General features: G+C 59.5%; 17 protein-coding genes. 11 read left to right on the top strand and 6 right to left on the bottom strand.

Annotated features, from left to right (window positions below):
* Positions 1-21: 21 nt before the first annotated feature.
* Positions 22-2151 carry a M3 family metallopeptidase gene (locus IPK32_10860; GenBank protein MBK8092450.1) on the bottom strand — a complete coding sequence of 710 codons (2130 nt, stop codon included), beginning with the start codon at positions 2149-2151 and terminating at the stop codon, positions 22-24.
* A 168-nt stretch (positions 2152-2319) separates the two neighbouring features.
* On the opposite strand from IPK32_10860, the gene IPK32_10865 reads away from it, so the two are divergent.
* From IPK32_10865 to pdxA, 4 genes are all read left to right on the top strand, one after another.
* Positions 2320-3825: a hypothetical protein gene (locus IPK32_10865; protein ID MBK8092451.1), complete on the top strand. Its 1506-nt coding sequence runs from the start codon at positions 2320-2322 to the stop codon at positions 3823-3825.
* Positions 3822-4415, top strand: coding sequence for a hypothetical protein (locus tag IPK32_10870; GenBank protein ID MBK8092452.1), 594 nt, complete (start codon positions 3822-3824; stop codon positions 4413-4415). Before IPK32_10865 ends, IPK32_10870 begins: the two co-directional genes overlap by 4 nt.
* Before the next feature lie 133 nt (positions 4416-4548).
* Positions 4549-7368, top strand: a complete 2820-nt coding sequence (locus IPK32_10875; protein MBK8092453.1) for a PSD1 domain-containing protein — start codon at positions 4549-4551, stop codon at positions 7366-7368.
* A 66-nt stretch (positions 7369-7434) separates the two neighbouring features.
* A complete protein-coding gene (gene pdxA, locus IPK32_10880) occupies positions 7435-8433 on the top strand; it encodes a 4-hydroxythreonine-4-phosphate dehydrogenase PdxA (GenBank protein MBK8092454.1) in 999 nt (332 codons plus the stop codon).
* 85 nt (positions 8434-8518) lie between these two features.
* Here pdxA and IPK32_10885 read toward each other — a convergent pair whose 3' ends face one another.
* A complete protein-coding gene (locus tag IPK32_10885) occupies positions 8519-9421 on the bottom strand; it encodes a ThuA domain-containing protein (protein ID MBK8092455.1) in 903 nt (300 codons plus the stop codon).
* 132 nt (positions 9422-9553) lie between these two features.
* Between IPK32_10885 and IPK32_10890 the strand changes: the two genes are divergently transcribed.
* Positions 9554-10366, top strand: coding sequence for a tryptophan synthase subunit alpha (locus IPK32_10890; protein ID MBK8092456.1), 813 nt, complete (start codon positions 9554-9556; stop codon positions 10364-10366).
* Positions 10367-10672: 306 nt separating this feature from the next.
* A complete protein-coding gene (locus IPK32_10895; GenBank protein ID MBK8092457.1) occupies positions 10673-14470 on the top strand; it encodes a S8 family serine peptidase in 3798 nt (1265 codons plus the stop codon).
* 27 nt (positions 14471-14497) lie between these two features.
* On the opposite strand, the gene IPK32_10900 is transcribed toward IPK32_10895, so the two are convergent.
* Together IPK32_10900 and prfB are read right to left on the bottom strand one after the other, a co-directional pair.
* Positions 14498-15328: an alpha/beta hydrolase gene (locus IPK32_10900; protein ID MBK8092458.1), complete on the bottom strand. Its 831-nt coding sequence runs from the start codon at positions 15326-15328 to the stop codon at positions 14498-14500.
* 9 nt (positions 15329-15337) lie between these two features.
* Positions 15338-16429, bottom strand: a complete 1092-nt coding sequence (gene prfB / locus IPK32_10905; GenBank protein ID MBK8092459.1) for a peptide chain release factor 2 — start codon at positions 16427-16429, stop codon at positions 15338-15340.
* A 416-nt stretch (positions 16430-16845) separates the two neighbouring features.
* On the opposite strand from prfB, the gene IPK32_10910 reads away from it, so the two are divergent.
* From IPK32_10910 to IPK32_10920, 3 genes are all read left to right on the top strand, one after another.
* Positions 16846-17106 (top strand): hypothetical protein, encoded by a 261-nt coding sequence (locus IPK32_10910; protein ID MBK8092460.1) that lies wholly within the window; start codon positions 16846-16848, stop codon positions 17104-17106.
* 13 nt (positions 17107-17119) lie between these two features.
* On the top strand, positions 17120-17614 hold the full coding sequence (locus IPK32_10915) for a hypothetical protein (protein ID MBK8092461.1): 495 nt from the start codon (positions 17120-17122) through the stop codon (positions 17612-17614).
* 85 nt (positions 17615-17699) lie between these two features.
* Positions 17700-19481 carry a flotillin family protein gene (locus IPK32_10920; GenBank protein ID MBK8092462.1) on the top strand — a complete coding sequence of 594 codons (1782 nt, stop codon included), beginning with the start codon at positions 17700-17702 and terminating at the stop codon, positions 19479-19481.
* 96 nt (positions 19482-19577) lie between these two features.
* Here IPK32_10920 and IPK32_10925 read toward each other — a convergent pair whose 3' ends face one another.
* The gene (locus IPK32_10925; protein MBK8092463.1) at positions 19578-20852 is read right to left on the bottom strand and encodes a hypothetical protein; all 1275 of its coding nucleotides are present in this window, start codon (positions 20850-20852) and stop codon (positions 19578-19580) included.
* Positions 20853-21039: 187 nt separating this feature from the next.
* Here IPK32_10925 and IPK32_10930 point away from each other — a divergent pair, with 187 nt between their 5' ends.
* Both IPK32_10930 and IPK32_10935 read left to right on the top strand, forming a co-directional pair.
* Entirely contained in the window at positions 21040-21714 is a 675-nt protein-coding gene (locus tag IPK32_10930) for a hypothetical protein (protein MBK8092464.1), read from the top strand.
* Positions 21711-21908 carry a hypothetical protein gene (locus tag IPK32_10935; GenBank protein MBK8092465.1) on the top strand — a complete coding sequence of 66 codons (198 nt, stop codon included), beginning with the start codon at positions 21711-21713 and terminating at the stop codon, positions 21906-21908. Before IPK32_10930 ends, IPK32_10935 begins: the two co-directional genes overlap by 4 nt.
* A 68-nt stretch (positions 21909-21976) precedes the next feature.
* Here the strand turns inward: IPK32_10935 and IPK32_10940 are convergent, their stop codons facing one another.
* Positions 21977-22450 carry a redoxin domain-containing protein gene (locus tag IPK32_10940; protein ID MBK8092466.1) on the bottom strand — a complete coding sequence of 158 codons (474 nt, stop codon included), beginning with the start codon at positions 22448-22450 and terminating at the stop codon, positions 21977-21979.
* Between the last annotated feature and the right edge of the window lie 57 nt (positions 22451-22507).

Genomic DNA, 22507 nt, shown 5'->3' on the forward strand with positions numbered 1-22507 from the left:
AGCAAAGGGTGAAGAGCGGCTTTACTGGAGTCCGGCGCGGATGAGGAGGGCTTGGGCGTCTGGGGGGCGGCCCATGAAGTCTTCAAAGAGCAGGGCGGGGTCTTTGCTGTTGCCTTTGCTGAGGATGGTGTCGCGAAAGGCACGGCCAACAGTGGGGTTGAGGATGCCTTCTTTCTGAAATCGGGTGAATGCATCTGCGTCGAGCACTTCGGCCCATTTGTAGCTGTAGTAGGCGGCGGCGTAGCCGACGGGGCTGCTGAAGAGGTGGCCGAAGCGCCGCGCCATGGTGGGGGCCTCCGTTTTCAGGGGCATGAGATAGCCGTCGAGGGTGTGGCGTGCGATGGCATCGAGGTCGCTGGCTTCTGTGGCCGTGGCGGCGTGCTTCATGTGCAGGTCGAGGTCGAGCTTGCCAAAACTTAACTGGCGCATGATGTCGCTGGCGCTTCGGTAGTTTTTGGCGGCGATGAGCTTTTTGAAGAGCTTTGCCGGAATGGGGTTTCCGGTCTCGTGGTGCGTGGCAAAGAGATCGAGGCTTTCTCGTTCCCAACAGAAGTTTTCCATGAGCTGGGAGGGGAGCTCGACGAAGTCCCAATAGACGTTGGTGCCGTTGAGGGAGGGGATTTCGACGCTGCCACAGAGCAGGTGGAGGAGGTGGCCGAATTCATGGAAGACGGTGCAGACCTCGTCGTGGGTGAGGAGGGCGGGCTTGTCGCCGACGGGTGGGGACATGTTGCCGCAGATGAGGCCGAGGTGGAGGCGGCGGTCCTGGTTTCCGTGGGGTGGGGTGCCCATTTTGAGGTAGTTCATCCAGGCTCCGCCGCGTTTGGCATCACGTGGGTGCCAGTCGGCGTAGAAGGAGCCGATGTGGACGTTTTTTTCGTTTCTGACCTCGTAGAAGCGGACTTGGGGGTGCCAGACTTCGACGGGGCCGGTTTTACCCGGCTGTGTGCTGGGAAGATTGGTGCTGGTGGGGGCTCCGTGGCCGAGATAGACGGTGGGACGCTCGGTGATGCGGAGGTCGAAGACTCGCTCGGCAAGGTGGAACATGCCGACGAGCACGTTTTGGAGTGGGAAGTAGGGGCGGAGTTGTTCTTCGTCGAAGTCGTAGCGGCTTTTCCGCTGTTTTTCGGCCCAGTAGGCGACTTCCCATGGTTGGAAGAGGTCGGCTGCTTGGTGGGTGCTGTCGGCGCGGTATTCTTGGAGCTCGATGGTTTCCTTCTGGAAGGCGTCGCGGACGCGGCTTTGCAGGTCTTCGATGAATTGGAGTGCGCTACGGCCTGTTTTGGCCATGCGGTGTGAGAGGATGTGATCGGCGAAGTGGGGCCGGCCCATGATCTGGGCTTTTTCATGCCGGAGGCGGAGGATTTTCCAAACGAGGGCGGTGTTGTCATGGTCGCCGCTGCGTCCGATGGTGGTGGTGCCTTCCCAGACTTGGCGGCGAATGGCGCTGTCTTCGAGGTATTCCATGACGGGGATCATGGAGGGGGCTTTGAGGGTGATGCGCCAGATGGGTTTTTCGTCGGTGCCGAGGTTTTTGGCTTTGGCGTCTGCGAGGGCTGCGTCGATGGCGGTTTGGGGCAGGCCGAGGAGCTTGTTGCTGTCGTCGATGAGCAGTTCCCACTGGTTGGTGGAGTCGAGGACGTTTTCGGAGTATTTTTGGGTGGCCTGGGAGAGTTCGGATTCGAGCTCTTCGACGCGTTTTTTCTTTTCGGGGGGGAGATCGGCCCCGGCTTGGATAAAGCTCTCCATGCATTCGCTGAGGGCTCTTTTGCGCAGGGGGGGCAGTTTGGTTGCTTCTTCGGTTTTGCTGTAGGTGACGAGGAGGTCCCAGAGGTGTTCGTTGAGGGGGATTTTGGCGAAGAAGGAGGTGACCTCTGGGAGCATGGCGTTGTGTGCTTCGCGGAGGGCAGGGGAGTTGCAGAGGGCGTCTAGGTGCTGGACGAGCCCCCAGGCTTCGTTGAGCTGGCGGGTGGATTCATCCAGTCCGAGCACGACGCTCTCGAAGGTCATTTTCCCACGATCTTGTCCGATGACGGCATCGAGGCGCAATTCCGCTTGGGCGAGCGCTTCACGGATATCCGCCTGGATGTGTGTGGGGTCGAGGGTGGACCAGCGAATGTGGAAGTCCTCGGTGAGGAAAGGGTGTGCCATGTTTGTTGAGGGTGCGGGATGGGGAGTATGCCGGGCGGGTCCGGCGGTGCAAATGGTGAGGCAGGTCAATTCGCTGGTGGGGGGCGGTGATGGAGTTCCTTGACCGTGCATGTTTGCTCGTCACTTCAGTCCGGTCGCCGCTTTGAGTGTGTGGCATTTTTCTGGAGAATGAAGAAATCGCTGCTTACTGCTGGATGTGTGCTTCTCGGGTCGTCCCTGGGGACGGTCTATGTCACTGAGGAGGCGCGGGGCAGGCTGGAGTCCTATCGAGGCGAGGTGCTGCGGCAGGAGATGGAGTCGATGGTGCCGGGGCTGGCGAGTGCGCTAGAGCTGACGGTGCGCGGTCGTGATGCGCGGCTGGTGGGGAGAGTGTCTGCGGCGCAGCAGGCACTGGTCCAAGCATGGGCTGAGCAGATCAATGCTGGGGCACCAGAGCGTGGCGGCTTTTTGCTGCGGGAGATGGACGTGGGAGGCGTGGAGGTGCTGGCACCGCCTGCATCGTATGGTTTTCTGCGAGATGATGGCAAGGGGTGGCTGAAGGTCACTGGGATGGTGCCGAATGCACGAGCTCGGGGCAATGTGTTGGCACATGCACGCGAGTCTCTTCCAAAGGGAGTGGCGCTGGAGGATCTGATCACTCTGGATGACGCTGTGTCGATGCCGCCTGTGCCGCCAGAGTTGCCGGACTTTTTGCGTGAGCTTTGGCGGCATAGCTGGAATGGCGCAGTCCGTTTCGAGGGCGGTAAGTGGTATGTGTCCGGGACGGTCCCTGCCGATGCGGATCGTGCTGCCATGGTATCCTGGGCTGAGAAGGCGGGCCTGGCGGGTGCTGATTTGTCTGACTTGCGGGTGGTCGCGCCCGAGTTCTCCCCCTACCTGATCCTGAAACTCGAAAGTGGTCAAAAGCCGGCGCTCCGAATCAGGCTTTCACATTTTGATCCTGCTTCACGGGCGCTGCTAGCGACGCTGAGTGATACCACATTACCAGTGGGGGGCGTTCTCTCGCCGCAGGTGCGTGAGGCAGCATGGATCGCAGAGGCAGGTGAGTTCACCCGGCACTTTCTGCGTTTGGTGAATAAAGGTGAATTCAAAATCAGTGATCAAACCATCCATCTCGCGGGTGAGGTGCCAGATGCCACTGCACGGCTGTTTTTGCTCGCAGAATCGCGCAGGCGCTTTCCCAGCATGGAGGTCACAGATGCACTCGTCGTGCCGCCACCTGCGGAGATGGTGCTTCGCCCGCTCGCCGCGATCGAATGGCGACCGCCCCCACTCGCCATTCCTGCTGGCCAAGCAGGAGTGCACATCGCTTTCGCAGAGTCTGGCGGAGTATCCGTGTCTGGCCAGGTATCAGATGCCCAGAGCCGCACACAGCTTCTTGCCACCCTCCGCGCGGCGCTGCCCCCTGGTGCGGAGGTGGATGATACACTGAAAGTCGGCAAAGAGGCTCCGCCAGACATCACGAAGCGTGTGGCACCACTTTTTCCCCTCCTCAAAAGAGATGTCCGTGATGCCTCCCTCACTTGGATACATGGCCATGTGCTCCTGCGTGGTCGCGTGGTGGCCAAGGCCAAACGAGATGAGCTGCTCGCGGCATTGCACCAAGCATTACCGGACATGATACTCACCGATCAGCTCCAAATTGATCCCGCACCTTCTGTCAGCCCCCCATGAGTGACTACCTCCATCTGTATCAGGAAATATTCCCGTTCATCCTGCCAGTCGTGCTCCTCAGCATGGTGATGGGCATGGTGCTGGCATCGCTCATGCGGAGAATGGGGCGGGCGCATGCTCCGCTGGCACCCGTAGAGAGTATAGCACCGCAGGCTGCACTGGAGAGTCCCGCCAATGAGGGCACCACGGCCAGCCCTGCGGAGGTGGGGTCATCGGCACTCCCGCTGGGCTCCGCCCTCAGTGAGGAGCAAGTGAGAGCGAGTGATCCCTATTTAGCACTCAGTAGCGAGTACAAAGCCCTCAGCAGCCAACAGCGCCGCCTCGCCCGCGAGTGCGAGGAGTGGAAAGCTCGCCACGATGCCATCGAGGCGGCACTAGAGCCGATGCGTAACGAAGTCGGTGCCTGCAATGCCCAAATCCTGATGCTGCTCGAAAAACAGCGCCAGACCACCGAAGCAGCTGCTCGGAGTGCCGAACATATCCGAAACCTAGAAACAGAACTGGCCGCCGCGACGGGCAAACAGGCACCATTCACCGGCACTCGTGCAAATGCGGACTCAGAGGCCCTGCCGCTTACGGCTCCAGTTTAGGCCTTGTGCATCTTCCGGAGCCCCAGATGGTTTTTAACAAAGGGCTGCCTGGGGTGAAATTGCCAAAACCTTTCGCAGACTTGATAAAAAAGCGGGTTTAAGCCGTAGGTGTCGCAAACCAATCTCCAATACCATGAAAAGCTCCTTGTGCGCCCCGCTACACGCACTTCTCAAAACCGCCTACTTTGTCCTGCCATTCGCTACGGCCTCTGCCGTCGATTTCGTGAGGGACATTCAGCCGATTTTTGAGACGAAGTGCCTCGAATGCCACAATCCGAAAAAAGTGAAGGGCGAGTTGCTCATGGACACTGCCGCCAATCTCCTCAAGGGCGGTGAGAGCGGCGCAGGCCTCATCGTGGGCCAACCGGATCAAAGTGAGATCGTCAAGCGCATGGTGCTCCCACATGATCATGATGACATCATGCCGCCAAAGGGTGGACCGCTGCCTGAGGCGCAGATCGCGCTCATTCGTCAATGGGTGGCTGAAGGAGCCATCTGGCCCCAAAACGTAGCGATCCGCTACAAATCACCCGAAGAGGTCAAAGCGCTCGCCCAGCTCCAGGCCAAGCTCCCTGCGCTCAAGCAGATCGACATCCTGCCTGGTGCCTTTTCGCTCGAAACGAAGCGTGACAGCCACCGCGTCGTCGTACTGGCCACCTTTAATGACGCCACGACAAAGGATGTCACATCCCTCTGTGACCTCAAAGTGGCCGATAGCAAAATCGCCGCACTCGAAGACCTGCGCCTGAAGCCTGTAGCCGATGCTGGCACGACAGAAATCTCCGCCAGCCTCGGTGGACAGACGGTGAAAGCCACCGTGGCCGTCAAAGGTGGCCAGCAGGACCGTCCCGTGTCCTTCCGCCTCGATTGCATGCCCGTTTTCATGCGCGGTGGTTGTAATCAGGGCGGCTGCCATGGTGCCGCACGCGGCAAGGATGGCTTCCGCACCTCTCTCTTCGGCATGGACCCAGCAGGGGACTTCATCCGCATCACTCGCGAGATGCCAGGCCGGCGCATCAATCTGGCCATCCCAGAGGAAAGCGCCCTCATCGAAAAATCCGTCGGTGCCGTGCCTCACTCTGGCAACCAGTGCTTTGAGCCAGACTCCGTCTATAACAAAACCCTCATCGAATGGATCAGCAACGGAGCCCAGGATGATAAGCCCGACGTCGCCAAGTGCACCGGTATCGAGATTTTCCCGAAGCAGTTCGTCATGGAGGGCAAAGCCGCCACCCAGCAGATCACCGTCCGTGCCACCTACTCCGACGGCACCGATCGCGATGTGACGAATCTCGCACTCTTCATGTCGAACAATGACCCCACCGCCGCCATCGACAAAAGCGGCCTCGTCACCTCCGGTGACCGCGGTGAGGCCTTCATGCTCGCCCGCTTCGATGTGTACTCCATCGTTTCCCAAGTGCTCGTCATCCCAGAGAAGCTCACCTACGATCGCCCGCAGCTCGCCGAGAGCAGCTACATCGACAAGCACGTCAATGAAAAGCTCCATAAGCTGCGCATCATCCCCAGCGGCCTCTGCACGGATGAGGAATTCGTCCGCCGTGCGCATATCGACATCGCAGGCATCTACCCAGATGCCGAATCGGTGCGCAAGTTCATCACCGACAAGAATCCGAACAAACGTGCCGCCATGGTGGACACCCTGCTCGATCGCAAAGAATTCACCGAGATGTGGGTGATGAAATTCGCCGAGCTGCTGCAAATCCGCTCCTCCATCAACAACAACCAGCCTCCCTTCTACAAAAACGCACTGCTCTACTACAATTGGCTCAGCGACAAAATCGGCCGCAATGTGCCGCTCAATGAAATCGTCATCGAGCTCCTCGGCTCCAGCGGCGGCACCGTGAGCAATCCGCCCGTGAATTTTTACCAGACCGAGCTCGATCAGCTCAAGCTCACCGAAAACGTCGCCCAGGTCTTCATGGGAATGCGCATGCAGTGCGCCCAGTGCCACAACCACCCCTTCGACCGCTGGACCATGGATGACTACTACGGCTTCAAGGCCTTCTTCAGCCAGATCGGCCGCAAGCAGACCGATGACCCGCAGGAAGTCATCGTGTACAACTCCAAAGGCGGCGAATCACGTCACTTCCTCACCAATGCCGTCATGAAGCCGAAATTCCTCGGTGGAGAGACCCCAGAGCTCAAACCCGGCGAAGACCGCCGCAAAGTGCTCGCCGAGTGGCTCGCCTCTCCGCGCAATCCGTTCTTCGCCCGCAACATCTCCAACCTCATCTGGGCACACTTCACCGGCACCGGCATCGTCGAGCCCGTCGATGACGTCCGCGTGAGTAATCCACCCTCCAATCCAGAACTGCTCACTGCCCTGGCGGATAAATTCACCGAGTACAAATACGACTTCCGTAAACTCGTGCGCGACATCTGCACCTCCGCCACCTACCAGCGCAGCACTCACGTCAATACCACCAATGAAGGAGATAAACTCAATTTCTCCCACGCCAAAGTCCGCCGTGTCCGTGCAGAAGTGCTCCTCGATGCAATCTCCGCCATCACCGAGACACCGAATAAATTCCAGGGCCTGCCGCTCGGAGCCCGCGCCGTCCAGATCGCAGATGGAGCCACCAGCACCTACTTCCTCACCACCTTTGGCCGTGCGAAGCGCGAGTCCGTCTGCTCCTGTGAAGTCAAAATGGAGCCCACTCTCTCCCAGGCCCTCCATCTCATGAACGGCGATGCCGTCAACGACCGCATCAAGCAAGGCCGCGTCGTCGCGAAGATGATCACCGACAAGAAAACCGACCGCGAAATCGCCGAGGACCTCTTCCTCCGCGTCTTTGGCCGCATGCCGAATGACAAAGAATGGGGCACCCTGCAGCAGGCCATCTCAGCCGATGCCGGAGCAGCCCGCCAATCCGTCTTTGAAGACCTCTTCTGGGCACTGATGAACTCCAAAGAGTTCTTCTTTAACCACTAAAAGCCCCACCAGCAGGAAAACGGTGACAGATGGCCGCAGCGGGGGATAACTCTCCCGCGCAACCTCATGTCAAAACCACTCATCGCCGTCACCATGGGCGACCCCGCCGGGGTCGGGCCCGAAATCTGCCTGCAACTCCTCGCCAACGAATCCGTCCGCGAAATCGCCACCCCGGTCATTTTTGGAGATGCACGCCTCCTCGCCAAATGTGCCCGCCAGACTGGCCTCCCCGCACCCACACGCATCCTCAGTGAAATCGAGTGGCCAGAGCGCTGCAGCACCCTGGACCAGCCCGCAGTGCTGGATCTCTTTGGCTTTGATGCAGAGGGTTTTGAGCCAGGTGTGATCAGTGCCCGCACAGGAGCCGCAGGATATCGCTACGTCGAAAAAAGCATCCAAGCCGCCCTCGCAGGCCAAGTTGCCGCCGTAGCCACCGCACCGCTCAATAAAGAAGCCCTGCATGCCGCCGGCATCACCTACCCCGGCCACACCGAGATGTTTGCAGAGAAAATGGCCGCGCAGCACTCCTGCATGACCTTTTTCTCCCAGGAGATGATATGCAGCCTCGTCACCGTCCACATCGGCTATCAGGACGTCGTCCCCGCGCTCACCACCCAGCGCATCCTGGAGGTCATCACACTCACAGAAGCCGCCGTGCGGCGAGTACGTGGCAAAAAGCCCCGCCTAGCCGTCCTCGGGCTCAATCCCCACGCTGGCGAGCATGGCCTCTTCGGACGTGGGGAGGAGGAAAACATCATCGCCCCCGCCATCGCCGCCGCACGCAGCCAAGGCATCACCATCGAAGGCCCGCTACCGCCAGACACCGCCTTCATCACCGCACGTCGTCGAGCGACCGATGCCTACATCTGCATGTACCACGATCAGGCGCTCATTCCGCTGAAAGCCCTCGCCTTTGACACCGCCGTCAACACCACGTTGGGCCTCCCCGTGCCCCGCACCAGCGTCGATCACGGCACCGCCTGCGACATCGCCTGGCAGGGCAAAGCCAGCGGCACCAGCCTCGTCGAAGCCCTCCTCCTCGCCGCCCGCTTGGCACAGCCTTGAGATCACGACCCTTTACCCTAAGTCGCTGATTTTCTTGGCTTCTTGAGTCGCGGGGAAGCTGCGCACGGAAAGGTGAGGCGTAGCTTTATTTTTTCGGCTTCTGGCGCTCTTGCTTTGGGTGGCCTTCGAGTTGGACGGCGCTGACGGCTTGCTCGGTGGGGAAATCGGTGGGTACGTCTGCGGTGGCTTTCACATCACCGGTGGCGACCCACTCGGTGCCGCGCTGGAGGATCTCGTAGAAGCCACGGTCGAGCATGGAGTAGTCTGCGTGGCCGAGGGTGGTGTGGAAGACGCGGCCTTTTTGGTAGTTGAGGACCATGTTATTCGGCTCTGGGACGGCGGTGAGGTCGCTCATGGAGGCGGAGAGGATTTCGACATTCTGCGCGGGGCCGCGGAGTTTGCTGTAAAGCTCATCCTGGGCGTGGAGCCAGCGCTTTGGTAGGCCGCGAGTGATGGGGTGCTCACTGGTCTGGAATTCGACGATGAACTGGTGCTGGGGGCCGTGGGCTCCGCCATTGCCGGGGCTGGTGTCGCGGAAGAGCTTGCCATCTTTGACGTAGAGCCAGGGGCCGGATTTTTCGTTTCTACCGCCCCAGCCACCGACGCCGATCATGTCGTTGTATTCTTTCCATTCGGGGAAGGAATTGTTGGCGGCGTGGACGGAGACGAAGCCACCACCTGCACCGACGTATTTCACGAAGGCGTCACGGACGGCTTGGGGCCAGGGCTCGCCGTTGTAGTTGCTGACGACGGCGCGGTAGGCGCTGAAGTCGGGGTTAAAGGATGCCCATGCTTCTGCGGGGGCTCCTTTGGGCGGTGAGGTGGCGACGGTGACGGTGAAGGCCCCACTGCTCTCCAGGGCATGGCGTAGGACGGGGGTGGTGATGTCCCATTTGTGATTGTTTTGGCCATCCACGATGAGGATGCTGAGTTTTTCCGCTGTGAGGGCGGTGCTGGTCAAAAGGAGGAATGTGAGGAGGTGCTTCATGGTGCGCTGGGTAGCGTGATAGCAGCGGAGACGGGGGCGTGGCGAGAAGAAAATGATGCAGGAGGGAGACCTTTTCTTCTACCCAAGCTGGCATTCGACATGGGCGCTTTCGCGTGCTACGCAGACTGCCCCATGCCCGCCCCGACCAACCGTATTGATGCCCGTTTTGCTGCCCTTCGTGATGCGAAGAAGAAGGCTTTCGTCGCCTATGTCTGTGCGGGTGATCCGACCCTGGATGCCACGATTGACATCGTGCTGGCGCTGGAGCGTGCTGGGGCAGACATCGTGGAGCTGGGAGTGCCTTTTTCGGACCCGCTGGCGGATGGCGTGGTGAATCAGATGGCGGCAGATCGTGCTCTGAAGGCCGGTGCATCTACGCCAAAGGTGCTGGAGATGATCCGCACGCTGCGCACTCGCTCCCAGGTGCCGCTGGTGCTCTTCACCTATCTCAATCCGGTCTATACGTATGGTTATGAGCAGTTCCACCATGATGCCGCTGCGGCTGGGGCGGATGGGGTGCTGGTGCTGGACTTACCACCGGATGAAGCAGCGCAAAACTCGGAGCTGCGGCCCACACCTGAGCTGCGACATATCCAGCTCATCGCTCCGACGAGCCCTGCGGAGCGAATCGCCAGCATCGCGAAGTCGGCGGAGGGGTTTGTCTATTATGTGAGCCGCCTTGGCGTGACGGGTGCGCAGGCGGAGATCGCTACCGGAATCGCGGAGCAGGTGGCGGTCATCCAGGCGGCGACGCAGGTGCCCGTGTGTGTCGGTTTCGGTGTATCCAATCCATCCCAAGCCGCAGAAATCGCGAGCAAGGCGGATGGCGTCGTGGTGGGCAGCGCTATCGTGAAGCTGATCGAGCAAAATGGCTCATCGCCTGATTGTGCGGCAAAGCTGGAGGCCTTTGTCAGGCCGCTTGTGGATGCGGTGAAGGCTCTGTGAGTCGGTTTCTCCCCTGGGGGGAGTGATGATGCAACGCCCTGGCGCTGATAATGTCTATTGTGGGGCGATTCCGGTTCCAGTAGGTTTGGGTCGCTTTGCTGCATGTTTCGTCGCGATACCCGAACTCTGATTTTTTTGCTCCTCGGCCTGGTTTTGGCCGTGGTGGTGATTTGGCACCTGCGGGGCCCAGAGCGGCAAAATGCCACGAATGATGCATCACAGGGTTCTGTGGCTCCGCAGGCTCAAAAGGCAGCCCCACTTGCCCTGCAGCCGGTTTCGGCTTCACAAGCGACACAACTGCCTGCCATGTCGGAGCAAACTTTCGCGGATGTACTGGAGGAGGTGGGAGACCTGAGTGTGCCGGGAGCCCGCGAGCGAGCGGTGGCGCGGATGAAGCTGATCGAGATGAAGAATCGCCAAAGCGCGGTGGCGGAGGCTCTGCGGCGAGGATTGCCGCTGCGCGTGGAGCGGCCTGGTGGTGTGGTGCAGGAGCTGGCAGGTTTTGAACACGGGCAGCCGGTCTATTTCACCACACACAATGTGAATGCGGCGATTTCTACCGGTGCCAATGTCCTGCGGAATGCGCCTTATGCACTGACGGGCACGGGGATGACGGTGGGGGTGTGGGACGGTGGTAGCGTGCGGGCGACGCACCAGGAGTTCGCTACCGGATCACGTGCGGTGGTGAAGGACGGATCGGCCTCGATCGACCACGCGACGCATGTAGGAGGCACCATCGCGGCAGCGGGAGTGAATGCGAATGCAAAAGGCATGGCCCCCGTGGCCACGGTGGACAGCTACGACTGGAATAGTGACATCACCGAGATGACAGCCCGCGCTGCGGCGGCCCCTGCGCAGTCTGGCATGCTCTACCTCTCGAATCACAGCTACGGCTACGTCAGTGGGTGGAATTATGTCGGTGGAGCAGGTAGTCCTGCACGCACTTGGGAATGGTATGGTGATGGGACGACAACAGCGGGCTATGAGTATGATTTTGGCCGCTACAATACCTACTCACGCCAGAGTGATGCGCTGGCCTTTAGCGCACCGTATTACCTGATCTTCCGCAGCGCTGGGAATGAGCGTGCTGATAATCCTACGGATGGCACGGCGGTGGCGCTCTCACCCGGTAGCTCTACCGTGGTCAGCTATAGCAGCAGTACGCATCCAGGTGGGGACGGGAGCTACCGGGGTGGCTTTGAGAGCATGGCTTTTGATGCGTTGGGGAAAAATGTGATCACTGTGGGCTCCACCTCGGATGCGGTGAGTGGTGGTCTGCGCAGTGTCGCTGCGGCTACAGTGAGCTATTTCTCCTCCTGGGGACCTACGGATGATGGACGCATCAAGCCGGACATCGTGGCGAACGGGGATCAGCTCCTTTCCTCCCTAAATGGCAGCGATACGTCGTACGGAATATACAGCGGCACGAGTATGGCCACGCCGAACGCTACGGGCACGGCAGCGCTAATCATCCAGCAGTATGGCCAGCTCTTTCCAGGCGGCGCGATGCGCAGTAGCACGCTGAAGAGCCTGCTCATCCACACGGCGGATGATCGCGGCAATGCAGGGCCGGATTACAAATACGGATGGGGCCTAGTCAATGGCGTCGCCGCAGCAGACTTGATCCGCGACCACGCGGCCAATCCGCTGAAGGTGCGTTTGAATGAAGGTGTCATCACCAGCACCACGACCACAGTGAACCATGAGTTTGTGTGGGATGGCGTGTCGCCCATCCGTGCCACACTGGCCTGGACGGACCCAGCAGGCACCGCCACCACGACCAATGATCTACGCACGCCGCGACTCATCAATAATCTCCAGCTCAAGATCACCGGGCCTGCTGGCAGCGAGCATCTGCCGTATGTGATGCCCTTTGTCGGCACCTGGACGCAGGCCTCCATGGACCTACCCGCCACGACGGGCGTGAACAATGTGGACAATGTGGAGCAAGTCTATCTCGCAGCACCTCCGGTCGCAGGCGTCTATCGCTGCGTCGTGACCTACACGGGCACTTTGACGAATAATACTCAGAATTACTCCCTCCTCATCAGCGGCAGTGCGAATGAGCTACCACCACCTCCTCCGCTCTCCATCACCAGCATCACACCGACGACCGCGCTCCCTGGTGCCGTAACGATGGATCTTGCAGGCGTGAGTTTTAAAACGGGTGCGGTGGTGAAGCTCCAGCGCAGTGGCCAGAGTGACATCACCGCGACGAGCACCACATGGAACAGCACCACCAGCCTGCGCAGCCAGTTTGACCTCACCGGCGCAGCGGCAGGCACCTGGAGTGTGCGGGTGACGAATCCAGATAGCGAGACAACCGTGCTCGCAGATGCCTTCACCATCGTCGGAGCACTCTGGAGCGAGAGCTTTGACGGTACTCTCAGTGGCTGGACCTCCCAGGCCACCACGGGCAGCAATGCATGGTCTGTCGTCTCCACTGCCAGCCACAGTCCGACGAAGTCCTACTTCGCCCCAGGTCCTGCTACAAAGACGACATGCAATCTCACCAGCCCGAGCGTGAGCATCCCTGGGAATGCCACGAACATGCAGTTCACCTTCTGGCACAGCTACAATCTGCAAAGTGCTCGTGATGGAGGAAAGCTCGAGTTCTCACTCGATGGCGGCGCTTGGTTCGACGTGACCGCTAGTGGCTCAGGCGCAGCATTTGCCAGCAATGGCTACAACACCACCATGAGCAGCGGCGGCAAGCCCGCAGATCGCAGTGATTTCGCCGGGCTGCCCGCTTGGTCGGGGAATAGCAACGGCTTCATCCAGACCATCATCAATCTCACCGACACAGCGAAGTACGCTGGGCACAGCCTGCGGGCACGCTGGCGTATCGCTACGAATGTCGGCACCTCCAGCATCGGATGGTATGTGGATACCATCGCTCTCACAGGGGGTGCGAATCAGACCAATCAAGCCCCCGTCATCACCATCGCAGCAGACACGGCCTCCACGGAGTCCGTCACCGATCCTGACTCCACCATCTTTGAAATCGTGCGTGGTCAGGATGTGCAAATCAGCGTCACCGCCAGTGACGACGGCGGCGAGAGTGCCCTTATTTATACATGGAGTGGCATACACAGTGGCGGCATCGCCCCCTCCTTTAGCATCAATGGCACCAATGCATCCAAAACAGCCACCGTGCTCTTTGAGGCCACGGGCGACTACCTCCTCACCGTCGTCGCACGCGATGCACTGGGGCTCCAGACCAGCAGCAGCGTCAATGTGCGTGTCTTGGCCACGGCCACAGGCATCAGTGTCACGCCTGCGTCTGCCAGCATCACTGTCGGCAGCACACAGGCCTTTGCAGCGAGTCAGCTCGATCAGTTCGGCCAGGCAGTGAGCCCACAGCCGACATCCTTCACCTGGACGACGAGTGGCGGTGGCAGCATCAGCAGCAGTACCGGCACTTTCACCGCCACCAGCGCGGGCGGTCCATACATCATTACGGCCACGAATGCCTCGCTCTCCGGCATCGCCACTCTCACGGTGAATCCCGCACCAGCGGCCATCACGCTGAGCAATCTCACACAGTCTTACGACGGCACGCCAAAGCCCATCACTGCCACCACCACACCCGCCGGACTCTCTGTCTCCATCACCTACGACGGCACCAGCACCGCACCCACCGCCGCAGGCAGCTACGCTGTCCTCGCCACCATCACGGACCCGAATTACCAAGGCAGTGCCACGGGCACACTCGTCATCAATCAACCGCCCTACAACTCCTGGGCCACCGCCAATAACCTCACGGGTGACGCGGCACTCCCCACCGCAGACAGCGACCAAGACGGAGTCGAAAACCTGCTCGAATATGCCACCGGCATGTCTCCCAATCTCAATGACACCCTGCCCATCTCCTGCGCACTCCTCACAGACTCTCTCGCCTTCACCTACACGAAAAATCTTTCTGCCACCGATGTCAGCATCACCATCGAGTGGAGCGATACGCTCATCAACGACTGGAGCACCGCAGGCGTCACCAGCAGCGTTGTATCCACAGATGGCAGTACTCAGCAGATACAGGCCATCATTCCCGTCACCAGCAGTACTCAGCGCCGCTTTGCGAGGATGCGTGTCACTCAACCTTGAGTTGAGTCACGGCGATAAAAACACCTCTCACGGCATCCAGCCCATCGACTGCATCCACTCTGCCACGCGTGCTGGCCAGGCATTGATCGGCTTGTTATTGGCCCGCATGCCGAATCCGTGTCCGCCCTGTGTGTAAAGATGCAGCTCGGCCGGTATGCGGTGCTTTTTGAGCTCCAGATACATCGTAGCCGCCGCGATGGGATTTTGACCATCATCATGCGCACAGGCTAGGAACATCGGCGGAGCATCCGCAGGTACGGTGAAGCCAGCTTTGAGCTTCGTGGGCTCTTTATAGTCCACGAAACCACCGCCGTAGATCATGATGCCAAAATTGGGCCTCGCCATGTCCTGCGAGCGATCACAGGCCAGATGCGCTAGCAGATTCCCGCCCGCGCTGAAGCCCAGTAGGCCGATCCGCTGTGGATTGATGCTATACTCCGCCGCATGCTCACGCAGGTAGGAGATCGCCTTTGCAGCGTCCTGCACTGGTTTTTCATGCGGAGCTGCTTCATCCCGCGTTGGAGTGCGGTATTTCAGCAAAACGCCAGTCACACCGGTGCTGGCCAGCCACTCACAGACCTGGGTGCCCTCATGTACGGCAGAAAGAAACACGTAGCCACCACCTGGTGCCACGATCACCGCCGTGTCATTCGGCTTCTCAGGCTTGAAGAACGTGAGGGTGGGCTCATGGATGTCGGTGATCGTGCTTTTGCCCGCTTTTGTGCGGATAAACTCCGCCGTGGCCTCTGAGTGCGGCTTCATCTGCCCTGGAGCACCCTCTGGCCATAGCCGGATCTCAGCTGGGTCAGCAGCCTGGATCGATGTGATGGCGCAGAGGAGGAATGCGAGTGTTCTCATGGTCCTGCATCATACGTCATCACCGGCATCATCTGCGCCAGCTTTCTTACCACGCAGCTTCGCCTCCATGAAGGCATCCAAGTCGCCATTCATCACATCGTCGATGTTACTCGTCTTTTCGCCCGTACGGTGATCTTTGACCATCTGATAAGGCTGGAAGACGTAGCTGCGGATCTGACTACCCCAGCCGATGTCGCTCTTTTCGCCGTATTGCTTATTGAGCTCGGCGGCACGCTTATCTTCCTCGATCTGGTAGAGCTTGGCTTTGAGCATGCTCATAGCCTTCGCGCGGTTTTTGGGCTGACTGCGCTCGATCTGGCAGGCGACAATGACACCACTGGGGATGTGCGTCAGTCGTACGGCGGTTTCGACCTTATTGACGTTCTGACCGCCCTTGCCACCCGCGCGGTAGGTATCCACGCGGAGGTCTTCATCACGCACGACAATGTCGATTTCCTCCTCCGAGTCTGGGGTGACGTCGATGGAGGCAAAGGACGTGTGGCGCTTCTTCGCCGCATCGAAGGGCGAGATGCGCACCAGTCGATGCACGCCGCGCTCCGCCTGGAGGAAACCAAAGGCGTTTTCGCCCATGATTTCGAGTGTGGCGCTGCGCACGCCCACTTCATCACCGGCCTGGAAGTCGATCATTTCGACCTTGTAGCTGCGTTTTTCGCACCAGCGCTGATACATGCGCAGCAGCATATCTGCCCAGTCGCATGCCTCCGTGCCACCTGCACCGCTGTGGATAGTGATGAAGGCATTCCCACGGTCAAATGGGCCACTGAGGAGCTGCTGGAGCTCAAAGTTCGCCACATCGGCGGTCAGCTTTTTATGCTCGTGCTCGACTTCGCGCCAGGTGTCTGTGTCACCGGCCTCTTTGGCCAGCTCGATCAAGCCATCAAAGTCCGCAGCACGCGTCTCCAGCTCTCCGAGCGGGATGATCTTCTTCTTGATCACATTGGTGCGGTCGATGGTCTTTCGCGCCGCATTCGGGTCATCCCAGAATCCAGGTGCGCCCATGCGGTCCTCCAGCATGGCAAGTTCGTCGGTGAGTCTAGGGACGTCAAAGATACCTCCGAAGCTCACCGAGCCGTGCTTTATGCGCGGCGGTGTCGAGAGACTGGAGGTCGGTCAGAACGGATTTGGAAGATTTTTCCATCCACTGCTCTTAACGCGAGCTGCTGATGGCGCAAGCGGTCAAGCAGCATTTCAGCGCCAAAATGCCGCGCTGTTCATTCATCGCATATCGCTGGCTTTGACAAAGTGTGTGCGCCGTGCGTGAATTGCGCCGCAGCCGAAGTCGGTGCTCCTTCCTGAGCACTGGCACGGGGGACCCAAACTCCCTGAGTCGAAAGACCCAGGGCGGGGCGCAGGAAAGCGGGCAACCGCTGACCAGTCCACTTCCAAGGACCAGCCCGACAGCTAACCTCGCAGGCCGATTTGGAAGGGCGATCCTCTGCCCGGTGCCAGTGCATCGGGACCATGGTTTCCCTGTCAGAACAGAAACCAACACATCCATGAACCTCACCGCATCCTGCGGCACGGCTCCCCTCAGCCGTCCCGTGGAATCCCGTGCCCGTGCCACCTGCCGCGACTGCGGTAGCCCGATGACACGCGGCTGCCTCCTCAATAACAACGTCTGGGTCAGTCCCACACCGATGGACATCACCATCCTGCGTCAGCTCCATACCTGGATCTTCGGCGTGAAGCGCGAAGCCCGCAAAGTCAGCGCCTGGCACTGCCCACAGTGCCAACGCCTCGATCTCATCACCAAATAGGAGGCCCATCATCATGAAAACACACTTCAAGGCCCCTTGGGGCACGAGTTTGAAATGGAGCTCAGCTTTGGTGACGCTGATCTGCCTCGGCATCAGCATCTTTGATGGGTTCTTTGTGCCCGCGCTTCGCCAGCTTGGCTCCGGCATCTGGTTTCCCATCTTGGTGCCGATTGTTTGCCTGCTCTCCATGATTCCTTTCGTGGTGAGAGGCTTCACGATACAAAACAGCACGCTGCTCGTGCATCGACTGTGGTGGGACACCGAAATCCCGCTGACAGGCCTGCAAAGCGCAGAGAGCATTCCAGACGCCTGCCGTGGTAGCCTCCGTACCTTTGGCAATGGCGGCGGCTTCTCCAACACGGGCCGCTACTGGAACAAACGGCTCGGTCACTACCGCGCCTTTGTGAACGACTGGAAGCGCCCCGTCGTGCTGCGCTTGTCAGAGAAGACCATCGTCCTCTCGTGCGACGATCCCGAGGCCTTCGTGAGCGCGGTGACGCCGCCGTAGGAGGCACTCATGCCGCGCAATCCTACTCATCGGTCAGATCCGAACGATCCAAATCATCAATCAGAAATCTAAAATCATCAATCTCATGAACACTCTCTTTCATCTCATGCTCACCTACTGGTGGGCCACGCTCATCCTCTTCTTCTTTCTCCTCATCAATCTCTTCGGCGTCGTCCATATCGGCGAGCAGCAGGTGGGACTCGTCATCAAACGCTTTGCCATGCGTAGCTTGCCAGCAGGCGAAATCATCGCTCTTAATGGCGAAGCGGGCTATCAGGCCGATACATTGCCTCCAGGACTTCATTTTGGTTACTGGAAGTGGCAATTCAGCGTCCAGTGCGTGCCGATGGTCGTCGTGCCGCAGGGTGAGCTAGCGCTCGTCGTGGCTCGCACAGGCAGCGCCATCCCGCCGGAGCGCATTTTGGGCCGCGTAGTGAAGTGTGACCACTTCCAAGACGCCCGCGCTTTCCTCCAAAACGGCGGTGAAAAGGGTCGCCAGCTCGCGGTGATCACCGCAGGATCGTATCGCATCAATCCCGCGCTCTTTCAGGTGCTGGTGACGCGGAATTGCCATGAGCATGGCATTTCACCTGCCGCGCTGCGCCTACTGAACATCGAGCCCGATAAAGTCGGCATCGTCACCACGCTAGACGGTGCCTGTATCGAGCAAGGCGAGATCGCAGGCCCCATCGTGCCCGGCCACAACAACTTCCAAGACGCCCAGGCCTTCCTCAGCGCCGGAGGTCGCCGTGGTTTGCAAGAGCAAATCTTGCTCAGCGGTCAGTGGAACCTCAATCCGTGGTTCGCCCATGTGGAGCAGGTCGAGATGGTCGAAATCCCCATCGGCCACGTCGGCGTCGTCATCAGCTATGTCGGTAATCTGCATGAAGACGTCAGCGGTCCTGATTTCAAACACGGCGACCTCGTCGAAGTGGGCCACAAAGGCGTGTGGGTGCGTCCATTGCTGCCCGGCAAGCATCCCATCAACACTCGCATCATGCGGGTCGAACTCGTGCCCACCACCAACATCGTGCTCAACTGGGCCAACCGCACCGAAGCGCATCAGTTTGATGAAAAGCTCAATTCCATCACCGTGCGCTCACGCGATGGCTTCGCCTTCAATCTCGACGTTTCGCAGATCATCCACATCGGAGCCAATGAAGCCCCAAAAGTCATTTCGCGGGCCGGTTCGGTGCAAAACCTCATCGACCACGCCTTGCAGCCGATTGTCGGAAACTACTTCCGCAACAGCGCCCAGGCCTACACCGTGCTGGACTTCCTCAGCGCCCGCACCGAGCGGCAAAACGAGGCCGCGCAGCACATCGCCGCCGCTTTGCGTGAATACGATGTCGAGGCCATCGACACGCTCATCGGCGACATCACGCCACCCGAGTCGCTCATGAAGACTCAAACCGATCGCAAGATCGCCGAGGAGCATCGCAAGACCTACGAAATGCAGGAAGCCGCCGAAATGCAGCGTCAGCAGCTCGTTCGTCAGACCTCGCTGGCCGACATCCAAAACCAAGTCGTCAGCGCCGAGCAAGGCGTGCGCATTTCCGAGCTGCAAGCCAGTGCCGCCGTCAAAAAGAGCGAGGGCGATGCCACCAGTACCCGCCTCCGTGCCGCTGGTGAAGCTGATGCCATCCGCAGCACCGGTCAGGCCAAAGCCGAAGCCCACTACGCCGGTATTCAGGCCGTCGGCCAAGACACCTACGCCCTCATGCAGCTCTTCCAAATCATCGCCGAGAAAAATCTCCGCGTGGTGCCAGATGTGCTCGTGAACGGCGGCGGTGCCAATGGCGGCCTCGTCGAAGCCCTGATGGCTCTCGTAACCAAAAACACACGTCAGTCCGCGCTAGCGAGCTAACCTCGACCTGGTATCAGCCAAGTAAAAAAACATCGCAGGCCGCCTCCCAACGGCCTGCGATGCGTGGTTTGCCAAACAGAGGCGTGACGTGGCTTGTCACAGCGTCTGTAGGAATTCGAGGAGCATCGCTCGATCGCGATCTGTCAGCTTTGCGTAGCGGTCCTTGGAGTTTTTGCCCTCACCATCATGAGCGCGGATGGCTTCGTCGATGGTGCGTGCGCGGCCATCATGCAGGAGGCTAGTCTGTGCACCGAGTCCCCATAGCGGCGCTGTTTTCATCTCGCGTGCCGTAGCACGTCCCTGAGTAATCCCGTCCCCCAAACTGCCCATGTCATGCAGTAAAAAGTCCGACCACGCAAAAACTGGCTTCCGATCCAGAGCCCTAGAGCGATGCGGGCCCGTCATGAGCATCGGCACATGACAGATCGCGCAGCCAATGCCGTGAAAGAGCCGCTCGCCCAGCGCACTATTGCGCGTGGGAGCCCGCCGCGGTGGCGCTCCCAGCCAGCGCATGAAATTCGCTGAATGATCAATGTCACTGAGGCCTGTGGCCGGATCGACCGTGTCCTCAGGGTCCATGATCTGGTCATATTGCTGCAAGAGGGCCTGATTCCCATTCGGAGCATTTTCCACTGGGAAAAGACGGCTCGTGACGCCCATCTCATTGAGATAAGCATCACCCGAAAAAGCGAGCAGCGTGGCTTGCTGGGCCTTCCAGCCAAAGCGGCCAACACGCGTCTTTCCAGAAGCCACATCGAGCACAAAACTCGGCTTTCCTAGCACTCCATCCTGCGGGCGCTGGCGTGCATTTCGCAGTATTTCACCATCAGGGATGGCCTCAACAAGACCCAGGCCGAAAAGCGCCGTGCTGCGTCGCTGCGCAGTGACATTGGCCTCTGGTGGAACCACTTCCTGCACCGCCGGATTGATCGCCTGACTCTGTAAAAGAGAGCCGCCGAGCGAATCCAGCGCATCAAACACACCATTCGTGCTTTTTCCAAATCGCGTGACCGTGATCTCGCTGCTGCCTCCTGTTGCTGGGCCACTGTGGCAGCTAACGCAGCTCGAATGGTTGAAGATGGGCCCGAGACCACCTGCCTCCGTCTCGGTGTTTTCGAACTCCGCCTTTCCATCGAGGAATTCCTGGAGCTCCCGTTGATTCAATCCTGGCAGTGGATCACCAAACTGCGCACGCTGCGCATTCATTGGCGGGCGCATGGGTGGCTGTCCCTGTGGTCCAGCTTGGCCAGCCTGCTGCTTCGGCGGCTGTGTGCGCTGAGAAGGCATCTTGGGATGATTCTGAGCCGACGCACCAGGCGTCAGCATGAGACAGGCCGTAAAAGGCAGCAGTCGGATGAGTTTTGTGTTCATGATGGATGAATGGTTTGCCCGCTCATCCAAAACCCGCCACAAGCCGCGCGTTACACCGCCCAGCAAAACACCACCTCTTTGTCCGCCTCGTCTCATGGACAGCCCCATGAGGCAGATTGAGCGGTCTCGGGCTCAGATCGGGTAGGGTGGGTGAAAAGATCGTGCTTGGTGTGCGTTGTCGGGGGCCATGAAACGATGTTTTTATCTTTGTGCCGCCTTTCTTGCCACGCTGGGGGCTTGTTCCGTCTCGCTGCATGGCGCAGATGGGGGCAGTTATAAGCCGCAGCTTTTCCAGAGCCTTCAATTAGTCTATGAGGACACTTTTGATGCTGGAGCGCTCCAGACGGAGTTCTGGGAGGTGCGGCAGAGTTCGACTTGGAAGGTGGAGAAGGGTGTTCTGCACGGCTGTGAGTCGTCAAAGGAGTTTCAGGCGATGAAGAAGGCTAGTGGTGATCCTTCTCATGCAGGGCTGAAGCCGGTGATCTGGCTCAAAAAGGTGCCAGAGAATTTCGTCTGTGCCATGCGGGTGCGTTATGACGCGAAGGCGTATCAAAAGGGCTTCCCGTTGCTGGATCTAGGGCATCACATCCACACGATCAGCTTTGCAGAGAAGGCCACGACTTTGACGATCAAGAAGGATGTGGAGAAGGTCAGTATCGAAAAGCCATTGTTCACGCTGAATGAGTGGCATGATGTGGTCATCGAGCTGAAGAAGGGGACTCTTTTGCTGCAAATCGACGGGGCGAAGCACCTTTTCGAGAGCGCGAAGATCGATATGACGGGACAGGCTCAGATCGACTTCAAGGCGGTGGATTTCGGGACGTGCCAGATCGATCACATTCAACTCTGGGCCGGAAAATGAGCCGTTATGCGAGTGATCAGGAGGTGGTGGAGTTCTTTGCCGATCACGGCATCGTGGTGACAGATGTACAGCGCATCGGAATGTCACGCCATCTTCGTGTGCAGGGGCACCCTCTGACGCTGCCGATGCCTGCGAGCCCGGATGAGTGCCTGCGGATCGTGCGTGAGTGCATCGCCCAGATGGGAGCGAAGTAGGACCACGTGGGCACAAAAAACGGAGCCCATTGCGGGGCTCCGTTCTTGGAGTGAGCGGGTGGCTTCGTTTAGGCCAGCTTGGCGAGCGCGGCTTTGACGGCATCGAAGTTTGGCAGATCCTTCGGCGTCGCGGTCTGCTCGGCGTATTGGATGACGCCGTTGCTGTCGATGACGAAGGCGGCACGGGCGGAGGTGTCGCCGATGCCAGCGAGGCCTGGGAAGAGCACATCGTAGGCTTTGGTGGCTTCTTTGTTGAGGTCGCTGACGAGCGGGATGGTGATCTTTTCTTTTTGTGCCCAGGCTTCTTGCGCGAAGGGGCTGTCCACGCTGATGCCGATCACGTCGGCGTTCAGGGCGCTGTAGGCTCCGAGTCCGGCGCTGATTTCGCAGAGTTCCTGGGTGCAGACGCCAGTGAAAGCGAGCGGGACAAAGAGCAGCACGGTGTTTTTACCAGCAGCGGGGATGGTGACATCGGCGAGGCCGTTGGCGTTTTTGGACTTGAGGGTGAAGGAGGGGGCTTTGGAGCCGACGGAGAGTGGCATAGTGGTGGTGCTAGAGGGTTTCGGTGGGTGGCTATGAAGGCGAGCGTGGGCGGCGGG

The organism is Verrucomicrobiaceae bacterium, from assembly GCA_016713035.1.
In the GTDB taxonomy this organism is placed as follows: Bacteria; Verrucomicrobiota; Verrucomicrobiia; order Verrucomicrobiales; family Verrucomicrobiaceae; genus Prosthecobacter.